We start from the raw sequence: 17033 nt of genomic DNA, 5'->3' as shown, positions 1-17033 counted from the left end.
CCGCCGCCTAGCGTGTGCGCGTGCACCCCATCCCCGCTCCACGCTTCAACGCCCTCGCCGCGCGCCGACTGCGCGAGGCCCTGGGTATGGCGCCAGGCCATGTCGCGTACGGTCTCCGCGCCCAGTACGGGCTCCAGATCACACCGGACACGGTGGTCGCCTGGGAGCGCGGTGTCGCCTCGCCCGGTTCACGGGAACTCACCGCGCTCGCCGGCGTGTTGTGGTGCGCGCAGAGTGAGCTGCTCGCCGCCGCGACGACCCTGCGCGAGCATCGGATGGCGCAGGGCCTCGCCCCCGACGAGCTGGCGCTGCGGGTCGGCGTGGACGCCGCCGCGTATCTGCGGATGGAGGAGTCGGGGCGCTGGCGCGGCAATGAACGGCAGACCGCGGCGCTCGCCGAGGCGCTGGACCTGACACCGCGCGAGCTGCTGACGGCGACCGGCCAGGACGAGGAGCTGGCGGAGTTGCTGCGGGACGCGGTGAAGGCGCGCTGGCAGGCTTACGTACGCCCGGTGGTGAAGATGCTGCCGATGGACCGGGGCCATCTCGAGGACGTACTGGAGGAGCTGCACGCCGACTACCAGTCCCGTATGGTCGCGACGCTCAGCTGGGGCTCCGCCTCACAGGACACCGGGGAGCCGGGCCGGGAGTTCCTGGAGCGGATCGTCGACCACTTCTGGCAACTGACCCACGTCTAGTTGCCGTTGGCGGTTGCATCGCGGTCGAACGAGAACAGCTGCCCCTGCGCGTCCTTCGTGCAGACCTGCTGCACAATCCGCGCCCCGCGCTGCTTCGAGGCGTCCTGCACCCCGGCGCAGAGGTCGCTGTGCAGCGGCCTCAGCCGGTAGCCGCGCACCGGCTTGCCGACCGCCTCCAGCCGGAAGGCCTCGGCCGGTCCGCGTTTGCCGCACTCCTGGTCCGCGAGCGGGGCGCCGGCCTTTGTCGACTTCTCCCCCACACCGGTGCAGCCCGGACCGAAGTCGCGGTGATCCGTCTCTATCCGCCAGGCGGGCTCGACCGGCTTCAGTGCGAAGCGCGGGATGGTGTCCGACGCACACGGCACCTGGTAGAGCTGCCCACTCCGCTGCCCGGCGCGTTCGGCCAGACAGAGCCCGGAGTGGACGGCCCTGATCTTTACGGGTCCTCGCGCCGGTGCGACCACAGCCGTGTGACGCTCCACCGTTGGCTTGTCGTCCTCCGGCAGCAGAAAGGCGATGGTGACCGCCACCGCGGCCGTGCCCAGCGCGACGACGGCCGGCCACTTCGCACGGGAGCGCCAGGACCGGCGCGGCGGCTCGGGTGGTGTCGCCTCCTCCGGCCCGGGGCCGGCCTCCTGCTCGCCGACGCCGTAGTCGGGGACCTCGACGGCCTGCCGCTCACGCCGGGTGAGCTCCTTTCGGACCCGCAGCCAGCTCTCGGTCGCTCCGGGGCCGCAACCGCAGGCGCGTACGAACGCCGCCACCAGCTCCTCGCGCGGCACCGTGCTGCGGCTGAGCATATTGGCGACGGTGGAGCGCGGCAGTACGTCGCCGACCGCTTCCGCCCGGGCGGTCAACTCCCGGTAGGTCAGGCCTGACCAGTCCTTCAGCTGCTGCATCCGGGCCACGAACTCAGGGGAGCTGTGCGCCTGTTCGGGATCAGGAGCACCGTGCCCGGCTGGGGCCATCCGTCCCTCCATCTTCCACTGCACCTGCTGGGACAGGGCTGGGACATGTCCCGGACAGGGAACAGCCTTGCCATTCGCGCCGTTCAACTCAAGAGTGATCTGCGCCAACCACTGCGGAAACCGGCGGGGAAACACGAGCGGCCTTGATCGCACACGGGGGGTGCGGTCAAGGCCGTTCGGCAGCCGGAGCCAGAAACAGACGTCAGAACAGACGTCAGGGCCTACGTCCCAAAGGGCAGGGTCAGAAGACCGATTCCGCCTCACGCATCCGGCTGGCAGGCACGGTCTTCAGCCGCGTGACCGCCTCCGCCAGCGGCACCATCGTGACGTCCGTGCCGCGCAGCGCCGTCATCATGCCGAACTCACCGCGGTGCGCCGCCTCCACGGCATGCCAGCCGAAGCGCGTGGCGAGCACCCGGTCGTACGGGGTGGGCGTACCGCCGCGCTGCACATGCCCGAGGATGACCGGCTTGGCCTCCTTGCCGAGCCGGTGCTCCAGCTCCGCGGCGAGACGGTTGCCGATGCCCTTGAAGCGCTCATGACCGTACTGGTCGATCTCGCCCTTCTCGTACGCCATCGAGCCCTCGGCCGGATGCGCGCCCTCGGCGACGCAGATGACCGCGAACTTCTTGCCGCGCGAGAAGCGCTCCTCGATCATCTTCATCAGGTCCTCGACCTGGAATTGCCGCTCCGGCAGACAGATGCCGTGCGCGCCGCCCGCCATGCCGGACTCCAGCGCGATCCAGCCGGCGTGCCGGCCCATGACCTCGACGACCATGACGCGCTGGTGGGACTCGGCGGTGGTCTTCAGACGGTCGATGGCCTCGGTCGCGACCATGACGGCGGTGTCGAAGCCGAAGGTGCGGTCGGTGGAGGAGATGTCGTTGTCGATGGTCTTCGGTACGCCGACGACGGGCATCCCGGCTTCCGACAGCAGCCGGGACGCGGTGAGCGTGCCCTCGCCGCCGATCGGGATGAGTACGTCGATGCCGTACTGCCGCGCCAACTCCGGGGCGTTCTCGGCGGCTTCACTCAGTCGGCCGCGCTCCAGGCGCGTGGAGCCCAGGATCGTACCGCCGCGGGCGAGAATGCCACTGACCGCGTTGAGGTCGAGCGGACGGTAGTGGCCGTCGAGGAGACCCCTGAACCCGTCCTCGAAACCGATGACTTCATCGCCGTGCCCGGTCAGAGCGCGATGCACGACCGACCGGATCACTGCGTTCAGGCCGGGACAGTCGCCGCCTGCGGTGAGAACTCCGATGCGCATCGTGCTGTGTCTCCTGCTCGTCAGTGATACATGTGAGCCCAGGTTCGATTCTTCCACGGACTTGCGGGGACCCGCGCTCTCAGCTACTCCGCCGGATGGCACTTGGACCGTGCTCGGGGACCTTTGGACCAGCCCCGCCCGGCGGGCGCTCTACCTACCCACAGAGGTATTGTCAAGAGGGCAATGCCGCCCCCGAGCGGTTTTTTTGCACGCCCGGGGTCGCGGATTCAGCTGTATCCACAGGATGTGTACGCCACAGCATGGACGGGAGAGCACGCGTGACGCGCAGCGTGTACGTGACCGGGATCGACCGCGGGGACGGCCGCCAGGTCGTCGAGCTGGGAGTCATGGAACTCCTGACCCGCCAGGTGGACCGGGTGGGTGTCTTCCGGCCGCTGGTGCACGATGGACCCGACCGGCTCTTCGACCTGCTGCGAGTGCGCTACCGGCTGTCTCAGGACGAGGCGACGGTGTACGGCATGGACTACCACGAGGCCGCGGCACTGCAGGCCGAGAAGGGTACCGACGAGCTGGTTTCCCGGCTCGTCGAGCGCTTTCTCCAGGTGGCGCGGGAGTACGAGGTCGTGCTCGTCCTCGGCACGGACTTCTCCGCCACCCAGCTCCCCGACGAGCTGGCGCTCAACGCGCGCCTGGCCAATGAGTTCGGTTCCTCGGTGATCCCTGTGGTGGGCGGCAAGGGCCAGACCGCGGAGTCGGTGCGGGCCGAGACCCGTAACGCCCATCGCGCGTACGAGGTGCTGGGCTGCGACATCCTCGCCATGGCTGTCAACCGGGTCGCCCCCGAGGAGCGCGAAATCATAGCCGAGCGGCTTGCGGCCCGCCTCCCGGTGCCCTGCTACGTACTCCCCGACGAGCCGGCGCTCGCGGCCCCCACGGTCGCCCAGATCACCCATGCGCTGGCCGGCACGGTGCTGCTCGGCGACGACGCGGGACTGGCCAGGGACGCGCTGGACTTCGTCTTCGGCGGTGCGATGCTGCCGAACCTGCTGAACGCCCTGACCCCCGGCTGCATGGTGGTCACCCCCGGCGACCGCGCCGACATCGTGGTGGGCGCGCTCGCCGCGCACTCCGCGGGCACCCCGCCCATCGCGGGCGTCCTGCTGACGCTGAACGAGCGGCCGAGCAAGGAGATCCTCACGCTGGCCGCCCGGCTCGCGCCCGGCACCCCGGTGATCTCGGTCTCCGGGAACAGCTTCCCCACCGCGGCCGAACTCTTCTCGCTGGAAGGCAAGTTGAACGCCGCCACGCCGCGCAAGGCGGAGACCGCGCTCGGCCTCTTCGAGCGCCATGTCGACACCGCCGACCTGGTGGCCCGGATCTCGGTGGCCCGCAGCGGCCGGGTCACGCCGATGATGTTCGAGCACGATCTCCTCGAGCAGGCCCGCGCCCACCGCCGCCGTGTCGTGCTGCCCGAGGGCACGGTGGAGCGGGTGCTGCGCGCCGCCGACGTACTGCTGCGCCGTGACGTCTGCGATCTGACCCTCCTCGGCGACACCGAGGTCATCCGCAAGAAGGCCGCGGACCTCGGCGTCGACCTCGCGTCCGCCCAGCTGATCGACCCGCAGACCTCCGAGCTGCGCCAGGGCTTCGCCGAGCGGTACGCGCAGCTGCGCGCCCACAGGGGCGTGACGGTGGAGCTGGCGTACGACGTGGTGGCGGATGTGAACTACTTCGGCACGCTGATGGTCCAGGAGGGCCTGGCCGACGGCATGGTGTCGGGCTCGGTGCACTCCACGGCCGCGACGATCCGCCCGGCCTTCGAGATCATCAAGACGAAGCCGGACGCATCGATCGTCTCCTCGGTCTTCTTCATGTGCCTGGCCGACAAGGTGCTGGTGTACGGCGACTGCGCGGTCAATCCGGACCCGAACGCCGAGCAGCTCGCGGACATCGCGGTCCAGTCGGCGGCGACCGCGGCCCGCTTCGGCGTGGACCCGCGGATCGCGATGCTCTCGTACTCCACGGGTACCTCGGGCTCGGGCGCGGACGTCGACAAGGTGCGCGAGGCGACCAAGCTGGTGCGGGAGTCCTGTCCGGATCTGCGGGTCGAGGGCCCGATCCAGTACGACGCGGCCGTGGCGCCGTCCGTCGCGGCGACGAAGCTGCCGGACTCGGAGGTGGCGGGCCGGGCGACGGTGCTGATCTTCCCTGACCTCAACACCGGCAACAACACCTACAAGGCCGTGCAGCGCTCGGCCGGCGCCGTGGCCGTCGGGCCGGTGCTGCAGGGTCTGCGCAAGCCGGTGAACGACCTCTCGCGCGGCGCGCTCGTCAGCGACATCGTGAACACGGTCGCCATCACCGCGATCCAGTCCCAGGGGCAGGAGATCCCCGCATGACCGCCACCCGCGTTCTCGTCCTCAACTCCGGCTCCTCGTCGCTCAAGTACCAGCTCCTCGACATGCGCGACGGCGAGCGGCTGGCTGTCGGCCTGGTCGAGCGGATCGGCGAGGTGACGTCCCGTCTGGTGCACACGCCGCTGACCGGCGGCGGTGCCGGGAAGCGGGAGCGCACCGGCCCGGTCGCCGACCACAGCGCGGCGTTGAAGGCGGTCGCCGAGGAACTGGCGCTCGACGGGCTCGGCCTGGACTCTCCCGAACTGGCGGCGGTCGGCCACCGGGTGGTGCACGGCGGTCTGAAGTTCACCGAACCGACCCTGATCACGGACGAGGTGCTCGCCGAGGTGGAGCGCCTGATCCCGGTGGCTCCGCTGCACAATCCGGCAAACGTCACCGGTATCCGTACCGCTCAGGCGCTGCGCCCGGACCTTCCGCAGGTCGCGGTCTTCGACACGGCCTTCCACTCGACGATGCCGGAGTCGGCGGCGCGGTACGCGATCGACGTCGAGACGGCGGACGCCCACCGGATCCGCCGCTACGGCTTCCACGGCACCTCGCACGCGTATGTCTCCCGCAGGACGGCGGCCCTGCTCGGCAAGGACCCGTCCGAGGTGAACGTCATCGTCCTGCACCTCGGCAATGGAGCCTCCGCCTCGGCGGTCGCGGGCGGCCGGTGCGTGGACACCTCGATGGGGCTGACGCCGCTGGAGGGTCTGGTGATGGGTACGCGCTCCGGTGACATCGACCCCGCGGTCACCTTCCACCTCAAGCGGGTCGCCGGAATGTCGGCGGACGAGATCGACGAACTGCTCAACAAGAAGAGCGGCCTGGTGGGTCTGTGCGGCGACAACGACATGCGGGAGATCCGCCGCCGGATCGACGAGGGCGACGAGCGTGCGCAGCTCGCCTTCGACATCTACATCCACCGGCTGAAGAAGTACATCGGCGCGTACTACGCGATCCTCGGCCGGGTGGACGCGATCGCGTTCACGGCCGGAGTCGGTGAGAACGCGGCGCCGGTGCGCGAGGCCGCCGTCGCGGGTCTGGAGGAGCTGGGTCTGACGCTGGACCCCGAGCTCAATGCCGTACGTTCCGAAGAGGCGCGGATCGTCTCGACGGCGCACGCCCGGGTTGTGGTGGCCGTGGTCCCGACGGACGAGGAATTGGAGATCGCCCAGCAGACGTTCGCTCTGGTCGCTCCTGAGGGCGTCGTATGAGGGCGTATGAGGGCGTATGAGGGGCCCACGTCTGAGCGACAGACCGCCCATTTGTACTTTCCACCAGACGGAATATTCCGCAGAGAAACAAACCGATAGGATCCGCCTTATGCGCCGTTCCAAAATCGTCTGCACACTGGGCCCAGCCGTCGACTCCTACGAGCAGCTGAAAGCGCTCATCGAGGCCGGCATGAACGTGGCCCGTCTCAACATGAGCCATGGGACCCACGCTGAGCACGAGGAGCGGTACCACCGCGTGCGCAAGGCGTCCGAGGACACCGGCCGCGCGGTCGGCGTCCTCGTCGACCTGCAGGGTCCCAAGATCCGTCTGGAAACGTTCGCCGAGGGCCCGGTCGAACTGGTCCGAGGCGACGAATTCACCATCACCACCGAGGATGTCCCCGGCGACAAGTCGATCTGCGGCACCACGTACAAGGGTCTGCCCGGGGATGTCTCCAAGGGCGACCAGATCCTGATCAACGACGGCAACGTCGAGCTGCGCGTCATCGAGGTCACGGGCACACAGGTCAAGTCGATCGTCGTCGAGGGCGGAGTGATCTCCGACCACAAGGGCATCAACCTGCCCGGCGCGGCGGTCAATGTCCCGGCCCTCTCCGAGAAGGACATCGAGGACCTCCGGTTCGCCCTCCGACTGGGCTGCGACCTGGTCGCGCTCTCCTTCGTACGGGACGCGAGCGACGTCAAGGACGTCCACAAGGTGATGGACGAGGAGGGCCGCCGGGTCCCCGTCATCGCCAAGGTGGAGAAGCCGCAGGCCGTCGCCAACATGCAGGACGTCGTCATGGCGTTCGACAGCGTGATGGTGGCGCGCGGCGACCTGGCCGTCGAGTACCCGCTCGAGAAGGTCCCGATGGTCCAGAAGCGCCTCATCGAGCTGTGCCGCCGCAACGCCAAGCCGGTGATCGTGGCGACCCAGATGATGGAGTCGATGATCACCAACTCCCGCCCGACGCGCGCCGAGGCGTCCGACGTGGCCAACGCCATTCTCGACGGCGCGGACGCGGTCATGCTGTCGGCCGAGTCCTCGGTCGGCGCGTACCCGATCGAGACGGTCAAAACGATGTCGAAGATCGTCGTCGCCGCGGAGGAGGAGCTGCTCTCCAAGGGCCTCCAGCCGCTGGTCCCGGGCAAGAAGCCGCGTACGCAGGGCGGTTCGGTGGCCCGCGCGGCGTGCGAGATCGCGGACTTCCTGGACGCCAAGTCCCTGGTGGCCTTCACCCAGTCCGGCGACACGGCCCGCCGGCTCTCCCGCTACCGTGCCAAGCAGCCGATCCTGGCCTTCACGACGGACGAGTCCACCCGTAACCAGCTGGCTCTGAGCTGGGGCGTGGAGTCCTTCCTCGCACCGTTCGTGGAGACGACGGACGCGATGGTCGACCTGGTCGACGCGGCGCTGCTGAAGCTGCAGCGCTACAACGAGGGCGACACCATGATCATCACGGCGGGTTCGCCTCCGGGCGTCCCGGGCACGACGAACATGGTGCGGGTGCACCACTTGGGCGGCGGGACGCCCGCCTGACGCGGCCCGTACGGACGACGAGGGCGGTGCCCCGGTTCAGAGGAACCGGGGCACCGCCCTCGTCCGCCAACCACAGGATCTCGACGTCTCGGCTGGACAGCGGTGAGTCGAGGAGGACGACACAGTCCTGCAGGAGCTGTGGGCGAACGCCCCGTCGAACCGGTCGGCAACGCTCGTGACCACGTCCAGGCCGGCGGTCTCACTGTTGACCAAGGGGTAGCTAATCCACTTGATCAGCCCGCTGAGCCCGATGTCGACACCGAGGTGCCGGTGTGGCTGCGCCATGATTCGTTCTCCTGCTTCGGAAGAGCGGTGTGAATGACGAAGACCCGAGGGCGGTACCCGTGGAAGACCGGGATACCGCCCTCGGTGGTAGTGCTCAGCAGTCAGTCCGCACGCGGCATGAACTGGAGAGTGCCGTCATCGACAACGAACTCGTTGTACCCGAATCTCTCGCCCAGCTCGCGGTACCGGAGGTGCTGCGACTCGCTGATCGGAACCACGTACGCCTTAAGGACCCGCAGGAAGAGCCGGAACCCGAGGTCGGGGTCGACCTCGGTGACGAGCCGTTCCAGCGCCGGGACCACTTCCGGCACCCCGTAGTAGGGGTGGTCGGCGGTGGTGTGCTCCAGTTCCGTTGCGATGGTTCGCACCTCGGCGAGGACCGCGTCCCTAAGTTCCGGATCGCAGACGGGCGCAGGAGCGAGGGCATCGGATCGCGGTTCGTCCCGGCGGATGCGTTCCTCGCAGACGTCCACGATCTGGCGGAGCCAGTCGCGTCCGTCGATCCATCGCTCTTCCGGGACGAACCGCACGCGCACGGCCGCACACCACAGGATGTCGATCTCCCTGGTGGGAAGCGGCGACTCCAGTAGCGAGACGGCGTCCTCCAGGAGGGTGGGTGCGTAAGCACCCTCGCCCCAGTCGGCGGCCAGCACGACGATCTCCAGCGGGGTGTGTTCGCCGACCCAGGGGCTGCCGAACCACTTGGTGAGGCCGCTGAAGCCGAAATCGATCCAGATGTCCTTGCGATCCATTACCAGGTCACTCTCACTCCGGGTGCGACGTGTAGACCGTGTACCCGGGCTTGTGCTTGGACCTCTTCAGGGTGATGGAGACCCAGTTCCCGGCCGGACGCGCATGCGCGACGCCGGTGGTCGGGTAGAGGGTTCCCAGGGAGCCCGGGGTGTCCAGCTGGACCCTGAACGACTTGAGGTGCAGCGCGCTCTCCGAGTCCTTGGGAGTGTTCTTCATCCATGTATCCAGCTCGGACCGGTGGGTAGTGATCCACTTCGCGAAGCCCGCGTCCACGGAGGCCTGGGCCGTTGCGAGGTCCGTCCAGACCCCTGTCACTCCCGGATGGTTGGGGTTCCTCGCCAGGTCGTCGATCGCCTTCTGAACGGCGTCCTGCGGCCTGATGGTCACATGGTCCCTGATCGTGTGAGCGCCCCGGTCTCCCTCGTGCAGCGTGAGGTTCAGGCAGTTGTGGACGAGTACATCGTCGGGCCGCTGGCCCGTCGTGCGCACGAAGAACGTGTGCAGGTCGTCGACCGTGAGGTCGTAGACCGTGCGCCGAGCCAGGCCCGAGCGGTCGCGGAGGGCCGTCAGCGCGCGGACGGAGCCGTCCGGGGTGCGCAGGCGGTCACCGACGCGCAGGTCGGAGACCAGCGTCCACCCGCGGTCCACCACGTAGAACTTGTGGCCCGCGGTGCTGGTCAGCGTGCCGCCGCCGGCGACGGTGAGGTCCACCAAGCGCTCGGTGTCGTGCTGGAAGGTGTCGGTGACCTGCCGGGCCCGCAGCTCGCCGGAAACCGGATCCGTGGCCTTGACGAGGTCACCCACGCCCACCTGGCTGATGGGCCGGTGCGAACCGTCCGCCATCAGCACCGGGGTCGCGGCGGGGAAGCTGTTGCGCGCACAGGCCGTGAACGCGTCCTCGTAGACGTTCACCGAACGTTCGAGCATGGCGAGGGTCGCGGGGTCCAGGTCCAGGACCTTGAGGGCCTTGAAGGCGTCGCGGACGCCGACTCCAGTCTTCATCGCGGCGTCCAGAGCCCGGATTCCCTCGAAGACCTTGCCGAACGCCTTGCCGGGGATGAAGTTGCTCGCCGCCCAGGCGCAGCCGCTGGCGCTGCCGTGCCAGCAGTCGACGAAGTCCTGGACCAAAACCGCCTTGATGAGCTTGTAGGTGAGGGTCTGCTGGATGAGTTCCAGCTTGGAGAAGTACCGGGTGACGTCCTTCTTCAGACCCGGGATGCGCTTGCTCTCGATGAGCAGCGTGTCCTCGGACGGGCAGCTGGCGCCGTCCGGCACGTCGGGGTTGGTGCAGAGGAAGAAGTCGACCATCGCGCTGAAGGTGACCGTGAACGTGGTGGTGCAGCCCTCGAAGCCGACCGTGATCACGCAGGGTTCATGCTGCTTGGCGTCGGTGATCTCGATGCTGTCCTCGTCGACGACGTACCACGTGCCGCCGACTCCGGTTCCCGCACCGGTCGAGACCTGCTTGTTCGCGGCGTTGCGTGCCGCTTCCTCTGCTGCCTTCTGTGCCTCCTTGGCGTACTTCAGCGCGTCCTTGGCCGCCTGTTCGGCCTCGGTGGCGGCGGCGTCGGCACGTGTCGCGGCTGCCCGTGCGTCCTTGGCCGACTGCTCGGCCGCGGCTGCGGCGTCGCGGGCGGCCTGGGCGTCGAGGGCGGCCTGGTCGGCGGAGTCGCGGGCTTGTTTGGCGTAGCCTTCGGCGCGGCCTGCGGCCTTGTCGGCGGCGTCGGCGTCTTCGGTGGCCTTGCGGTCGTATTCGATGGTGCGGGCCAGTGACGCCGAGGCCTTTGAGGCAGCTGCGGCGGCGTCGGCCGCGTAGCCGAGAGCCTCCTTGGAGTAGCCGCGGGCGGCGGCCGCGTGTCCGGCGGCGTTGGCCGCGTACTGGTAGGCGATCTTCGCGTCGCCCGTTGCCTGGTCGGCGAGGTTCTTGGCCGCTGCGGCCTCGGCCTGCGCGTTCTTGGCGTGGGCGTCGGCGACGGCCTTCTGCTGGTCGGCGATGGACTTGGACGCCTGCCCGGTCAGCACGACCAGGCTCGCGGCCGAGTCGGTGGTGACATACGGGGAGCCGAGCTGGATCGCGTCGTTCGCCGGCTTGGCGACCTGAGCGGCGGCGTTGCCCGCGTCCACGGCCGCCTGGGCGGTGACGTGGGCGAAGCCCGCGGCCTTCGCCGAGGCGACGAGAGCCTTGCCGGCCTCCTTATTGGCCTCGTCCGCGTGGGTCATGGCGGTCTTGGCCAGCTTCTCCGCTTCCTCCGCCAGCTTGACGGCGGCCTTGGCCTCTTCGGAGGCGTGCTCGGACGCCTTGATGGCGTCGGCAGCGGCGCTGGTCGCGGTCTTCACCGCGGCGTCGGCCTTCAGCTTGGCGGCCTGTGCGGCATCCGCATTCGCACGGGACCGCTTGGCGGCCGCCTCGGCGCGGGTGGCCGCGGCATCCGCCTCGGCCGCCGCCTCGGTCGCGGCATCCGCCTCGCCCCGGGCCCGACCCGCGGCTGCCTCGGCATCGTCCGCGTACTTGTCCGCCGCGTCCGCTGCCGCCCTGGACTCCTGGGCACTGCTGTCGGACTCATGGGCCTCGGCGAACGCCTCCTTGGCATCGGCCTTGGCGCGGGCCGCGTCCGCCTTCTGCGCCGCGTCCCACGCATCGTCGTTCAGATCACGGGCGTTGTCGCGCGCCTTGACCGCGTCGTTCTTCCGCGCGACCGCGGTCCCCTCGGCGGCCTCCGCCTTCTCCTTGGCGTCCTTCGCGTTCGTCGCCTCGGCTTGGGCGTTCTGCTTGTGCTGGGCTGCCTCGGCCTGCTTGGCGGCGGCGGTCTCCTTCTCCGCCTTCGCCGTGGCCTCTTCGGCCTCGGCGGCGAGCCGCTTGGCGTGCGCGTCGGCGGCGGCTGCCTTGGCGTCGCCTTCCGCCTTCAGGGCCTCGGCGAGCTTGGCCTCCGCGGTCTCCTTGTCCTTCTTGGCGTTGTCGCGGTGCACCTTGGCCGCGTCGGCTGCGGCCTTCGCCTGCAACTCGGCGGTGTGCGCAGCTTCCTTGCGGAACTCCGCCTTGACCTGCGCGGCCTGGGCCAGAGCGCGCTGCGCGATCGTCTCGCTGTCGCCCGCGGCGGCCCTCGTTGCGGCCTCGGCGGTCTCACCGGCCTTCACCATCGCCGTCAGCGCGGCCACCGTACCCTTGGTGACCTGCGCCTTCTGCTGGCCGACCAGAAGGCCACGGCCCCGCGGCGCACCAGCGGCATCCGCAATGCCATACGCCGCCTGCTCAGCGGCGTCCGAGGAAGCACCAGACTTCTTGGCACTCTCCAACTGGGCCTTGAGCGCGGCCAGTTGCTTCTTCGCCGCCGCCTGAGTGTCGGTGATCCCCTTCTTCGCCTTGTCGAACTGGGCCTTGTCCGGGTAGGACAGGCTGTCCGTGCCCTTGTGACCGGACGGCTTGATGAGGACCTTCTGCGCGTTACCGGCATTGCAGTCCCACAGTCGCCCGTCAACGCTCTTGGCCAAGGTGCTCAGGTCCAGGCACTTGCCCGTGGTGTTGCTCTTCAGGGTCGTGGCGGCACGGACGTCGCCCTTCCACGACTGCCCCGGGGTGTTGTAACAGTCCGAGATCTGGATCTTCGTACCGTTCGCCGACTTGTTCCCGGCCACATCCAGGCACTTGTACGAGCCGACATTGCGCAGGTGGAGATTGTCCTCCGTGCCCTCGACCATCCACTGCTGCGCCGCGCCGCCGTTGCAGGTATAGACCTGGACCGGCGTGCCGGCGGTCTTGCCGCCACCCGCGACATCCAGGCACATGCCCTTCGCGCCCGGCACCTCGATCGTCGCGTAGCTGTCACCGATCCAGCCGGCCCCGCCCGGGGACCAGTAGTCCTGCCAGCGGGCCAGGTGGTCGGCAACCCAGGAGTGACCCAGCATGTCGCCCAGCGACTTCGCGCCCGTGGCGAGGGACGTGGTGGCATCCTTGTTGGCGTTCAGGATCTGGTTGCGCTGCACCTGCTGGGAGGCGATCTCCTGCTGCCACTCCGCGGCGGCGGTATCGGCAATCCCACCCAGCGCCTTGTTCGGGTCGATCGGGTCGCGCCATGCACACGAGGCGAACCGGGTCTTCATGTCCTCGACCGCGATGCGGTGCTCCGCCGTGCCCGGCTGCGGGGCCGTGCGGGGGAAGCCGCCGGACGCCAGGAAGATACGGGCGTTGTCCGCGCCCATCGGCTCCAGGGACGAACCCGACAGGTAGTCGTACGCGCCGTGCTCGGCGAACTGACGGTTCCACTCCGGCTGCCCCGGATCGGGGTCCTTGCCGTACAGCGGCGCGCCGAGATCCTTCACGGCCTTCACCGTCGGCGCGTCTGCCCTGGGTGTGGGGTCCTCATAGAAGTCGCTGTCGCTCTTCCAGAACCGGTCGGCGGTCCACTGGGTCAGGCCGGTCTGGCCGTAGAAGTCCTCCTTCTTGTCACCCGGCGACCCCGGAGGCCAGTGGAAATCCCCGTCATTGAAGCCCACTGGGGCTTCCAGCCCGTCGAGCGGCTTCTTCCACGTGTCCCGCAGCGCGTGGAGGGCGTCCAGTTCCTTGGACGCCGCGTCCTTGTCCTTCTTGTACGCCTGGGCGAGCGGCGTGTCCTCCCAGTGCTGCCGGTTGGCCAGCTCGTGGAGTTTGTCCTGCGGCTGGTTGAGGCCGCCCTGCGCGGTGGTGGCCATGGTCGGCCCGCCCAGGCGCAGCACATCGGCCATCAGGCACTGGTCCTGCCGCAACTGTTCGACGGCGGTGTCCTCGAACCAGTCCTCGGAGTCGCCTGCCGGGGCCGTGCGCTGTCCGGCGAGCTGGTTGAGTGCGCCGGGCTGGACAGCCAGTCCACCGAGGACGGCCAGAGCCGCGACGGACGTGACGACAGAGGTGAAAGTTGCGGATCTTCGTGATCTGGGTCTGAACAACCCTGGTCTGGGGCGCAAAAGAGGCATCCTTCGTAGCGAACGAGGGCAGGCGGGGGTGACCGTCCCAAGAGGCGGTGGTGATGCGCGCGGGTCAGCCCGCTGTCCCGGCGCGGAGACAGGGGCAGCGGACGGCGCCGGCCGAGACGGCATTCGCAATGAGCCGGAATCGCGGCATGACGGTCATCCCTCCCCCGTGGCGGCACAGTCCCCCCGGCCGCCGACTGATGTGCGCGCGTCATGGCGGAGCGGTCAAGGTCCACATACGCGCGCGGCGATCACCATACGCGCAGGTAACCCGCCGGAAAAGGGGTGACTTCAGCGTCCCGGGTCCACGACGCGAAGGCATTTGCAGGTGTCCGCCCCATGCGGTGTGCGCAAATCTCGTGCTCATGACAGGGGATACCTGTGTGGCTGCCGTGAAGGAAGGGTGAAAGCGACGATCCTTCTCGGTCAAAAGTTGGCCGATAACCACTCTCTTCGACCGAGGGATGTGTGGTGCAGCCGCACGCCGGGGTCGCCGGTGCACTGGACCTCGGACCGGGAACGGTGTCAGGCAGCGAAGATCCCCGACCATCGGGACTTCGCGGCCAAGGGCCAGCCGGCGAAGGCCATGGTGACCCGGCGCCTTGCGGCCGGCCTGCCTGGCATGGGTGGGCGCGGACGAGGCGTACGGCCAGGAGTGGACGTTCCGCCGACTGCTCCCAACGAGAATCTCAAGCCCGGAATGCCAGCCGGGGGGCCGGTCCGTCACCCCGCGCCGCCGCCTTCCTTCCCGCTCATGCGCCTGAACCGCACACGTGCCCAGAACTGCGGGAGATCGCGCTGTGCAGGGTGGCGCCGTCCTGGTCCGTCGCGCTGGGATCCGGGACGTGGAAAGTGAACCGGACGCCGACCGGGCCCAGTTCCACGAGCGCGGCGAACTGACCCCTCACAGCCGGGAATTCATCCAGCTCCCAGCGGACCCCCGCCGAGGCGAAGGCCTCCTTCACACCCGCGAACGTGATGGTCCGGCACGACGGCTGGGGAAAGCAGTCCGCCTCGACCGGTGGCCCGAGGGTGCCGGACACATCATCAAGCAGGGCTCCCGGTTTGAGAACGCCCACTCCGCCCGTCCTCGCGAAATCCGTCAGCACACCCCTGATGTTCATGCTCTGATGATCTCAAGGAGCATCCTTCACCGATGCAGTGAATGGGCGACATGACTGCGGTCCACACTCCAGTCCAAGGAAGATACAAGGCAAATGACGGATGCTGAACCGACCGCTCCCCTGCTGGAGTTGCTCCGGCAGCTGGAAGCGGTCCTCGGCAGAACGGCAGTGGACGACTTCACGGACGATCATGTCCGTTGGGACCTCTACCAGGCTGCGACGCGGGCCGGGGAAGCGCTGCCGATCCTGTTCCACGCCGTCTTCCAGGAACGGGACGGGGCCCTTGCCTCTCCGGTCGTCGTCGAAGTGCTCGAGCAGCTCGCCCCGCAGGAGCGAGCTGCCTGGGTGCAGGCGCTCGACCCGGCGGTACGCGATTTCCCGGCCCGCAGGGTGCAGGAACTCAAGGTGCTTGGGGCAGTCGACTCCGGCGACTTCACCACCGCCGAGATACGACGCGCGATCGACACCTGGTCCGACTGGCTCCAGCGCCGCGTCATCGCTGCTTCAGATGACAGGGAGGTTCTGCGGCTGTTCTCCGAACTGGGCAGAACCAAGCGCATCAGGAATACGGCGCTCAGCTCGCTGAAGTGACAACGACTGTGGGCCGCGCCCCGAAAGAGGTGCGGCCCACAGCCTTTGTGCGGCTCCCGGACGGGTCTTAGTTGTTGCCACCGGTGAAGTAGTTGTGCAGGCCCGGCACCGTCAGCGTCCCGCCGAACTGGCCCGCCTGCGTCACCTTCACGTTGGTGAAGAAGGCGAAGGGAACATTCAGCGGCGGAGGCGTCTGCGGGCTGAACGTGATCGGGATGAGGCCGAAGAGGTTGCCCTTCAGCTCCTCCGTGTACATCGTCACCGTGCCGTTGGTGATCGTCGACGTGGAGCCCTTGTCCGCCTCGACGTGCGCGGTCGTGCCGTTCGGGCCGACCACCAGCTGGTGGAGGTCCTTGATGTCGACGCCCGAAGCCGTGAACTTCAGTACCTTCTTGACCTTGCCGCTGCCCGTCTTCACCTCGACGATGCCCTTGTAGTCCAGGCCTTTCAGGGTGAGCAGCGAGCTCTGCAGGATCCACGGGTCGTCCGGGAGGAGCGGGATACCCGGCTCCAGGTCCGCGGCGGCCAGCGCCTTCGGGTCGGCGGTCGGACACGGGAAGCGCGGCTTGGCGCCGTCCGGGATGTCCTCGTCCTTCTTGGGGTCGAGGCCCTTGACCGCGTCGTCCAGCTCCTGGGTCGTCGCCCCCGCCTTGTCCGCCGCGTCCTTGATGGCGTCCTTGGCCTTGTCCGCCGTCTCCCCCACCTTCTCGGCGGGGTTCGTGGACGGCTTCGCGGACGGGTCGGTGGTCGGCTTCGTCGAAGGCGTCGGCTCGGCCGCGGGCTTGGTCGTCGCGGGCGCGCTCGGCGTCGCGGTGGCCGTGGGCTCCTTGTCGGGGCCGTCGAGCAGGTCCTTGATCGCGTCGCCGACACCCAGCGGGTCGAGCGGGTTCGTCGTCTTCGTCGCGCTCGGCGTCGGGGTAGGAGTCGGAGTCGGAACTGTCTTCGGGTCCGCAGACTTGGACGCGGACGGCGTCGCGCCGGGCGTCGGCTCATCGGCGGGCTTGTCGCTCGCCGACTCGCTGGCGCTCGGGTCCGGCTTCTCCGACGGCGACTCGGACGGCTTCGCCGAGTCCGACGGCTTGGGCGACTCCGACGCCGCAGGCTCGTCCGAGCGGGTCACGCACGGTCCCGGGGCGAAGGGGATGTCCTTGTCCTCGGCGAGTGCCAGCTTGGGGGTGAGACCCATGCCCAGGAAGACGGCGGTTGGCATCGCTGCCAGGGCTATCGCCTTGCCTGCCGGCATCTGGAGCTTGTTCAGCAGGGGCTTGCGGGGGGCCGCGTGCCGC

11 protein-coding genes are annotated in these 17033 nt (G+C 68.9%); 5 read left to right on the top strand and 6 right to left on the bottom strand.

The genetic code is table 11. The annotated features are described in order from the left end of the window. Positions 1-20: 20 nt before the first annotated feature. Complete coding sequence (locus AB0D12_RS12310) at positions 21-698, top strand: helix-turn-helix transcriptional regulator (protein WP_362680193.1); 678 nt, start codon at positions 21-23, stop codon at positions 696-698. On the opposite strand, the gene AB0D12_RS12305 is transcribed toward AB0D12_RS12310, so the two are convergent. After that, positions 695-1666 carry a helix-turn-helix domain-containing protein gene (locus AB0D12_RS12305; RefSeq protein WP_362680190.1) on the bottom strand — a complete coding sequence of 324 codons (972 nt, stop codon included), beginning with the start codon at positions 1664-1666 and terminating at the stop codon, positions 695-697. The two genes, AB0D12_RS12310 and AB0D12_RS12305, sit on opposite strands and share 4 nt — an antisense overlap. A 241-nt stretch (positions 1667-1907) precedes the next feature. Then, positions 1908-2933: an ATP-dependent 6-phosphofructokinase gene (locus AB0D12_RS12300; RefSeq protein ID WP_327326164.1), complete on the bottom strand. Its 1026-nt coding sequence runs from the start codon at positions 2931-2933 to the stop codon at positions 1908-1910. A 278-nt stretch (positions 2934-3211) separates the two neighbouring features. Between AB0D12_RS12300 and pta the strand changes: the two genes are divergently transcribed. The 3 genes from pta to pyk all read left to right on the top strand — a co-directional run bounded on the left by pta (position 3212) and on the right by pyk (position 8050). Further along, entirely contained in the window at positions 3212-5293 is a 2082-nt protein-coding gene (gene pta, locus AB0D12_RS12295) for a phosphate acetyltransferase (protein WP_362680187.1), read from the top strand. Next, positions 5290-6510, top strand: a complete 1221-nt coding sequence (locus AB0D12_RS12290; RefSeq protein WP_362680185.1) for an acetate kinase — start codon at positions 5290-5292, stop codon at positions 6508-6510. Before pta ends, AB0D12_RS12290 begins: the two co-directional genes overlap by 4 nt. Before the next feature lie 109 nt (positions 6511-6619). After that, complete coding sequence (gene pyk / locus AB0D12_RS12285) at positions 6620-8050, top strand: pyruvate kinase (protein WP_362680182.1); 1431 nt, start codon at positions 6620-6622, stop codon at positions 8048-8050. 386 nt (positions 8051-8436) lie between these two features. Here the strand turns inward: pyk and AB0D12_RS12280 are convergent, their stop codons facing one another. The 3 genes from AB0D12_RS12280 to AB0D12_RS12270 all read right to left on the bottom strand — a co-directional run bounded on the left by AB0D12_RS12280 (position 8437) and on the right by AB0D12_RS12270 (position 15156). Beyond that, complete coding sequence (locus tag AB0D12_RS12280; protein WP_362680179.1) at positions 8437-9087, bottom strand: hypothetical protein; 651 nt, start codon at positions 9085-9087, stop codon at positions 8437-8439. A 13-nt stretch (positions 9088-9100) separates the two neighbouring features. Next, positions 9101-13807, bottom strand: a complete 4707-nt coding sequence (locus AB0D12_RS12275; protein ID WP_362680577.1) for an RICIN domain-containing protein — start codon at positions 13805-13807, stop codon at positions 9101-9103. A gap of 977 nt (positions 13808-14784) precedes the next feature. Next, on the bottom strand, positions 14785-15156 hold the full coding sequence (locus AB0D12_RS12270) for a hypothetical protein (RefSeq protein ID WP_362680176.1): 372 nt from the start codon (positions 15154-15156) through the stop codon (positions 14785-14787). 93 nt (positions 15157-15249) lie between these two features. On the opposite strand from AB0D12_RS12270, the gene AB0D12_RS12265 reads away from it, so the two are divergent. After that, positions 15250-15747 carry a hypothetical protein gene (locus tag AB0D12_RS12265; RefSeq protein WP_362680173.1) on the top strand — a complete coding sequence of 166 codons (498 nt, stop codon included), beginning with the start codon at positions 15250-15252 and terminating at the stop codon, positions 15745-15747. A 67-nt stretch (positions 15748-15814) separates the two neighbouring features. On the opposite strand, the gene AB0D12_RS12260 is transcribed toward AB0D12_RS12265, so the two are convergent. After that, positions 15815-16990: a hypothetical protein gene (locus tag AB0D12_RS12260; RefSeq protein ID WP_362680170.1), complete on the bottom strand. Its 1176-nt coding sequence runs from the start codon at positions 16988-16990 to the stop codon at positions 15815-15817. Positions 16991-17033: the final 43 nt, after the last annotated feature.

This window comes from Streptomyces sp. NPDC048479 (assembly GCF_040651435.1).
Lineage (GTDB): Bacteria > Actinomycetota > Actinomycetes > Streptomycetales > Streptomycetaceae > Streptomyces.
Note: the sequence above shows the minus strand (reverse complement) of the source record. Positions and strands in the feature narration are given on the sequence as shown.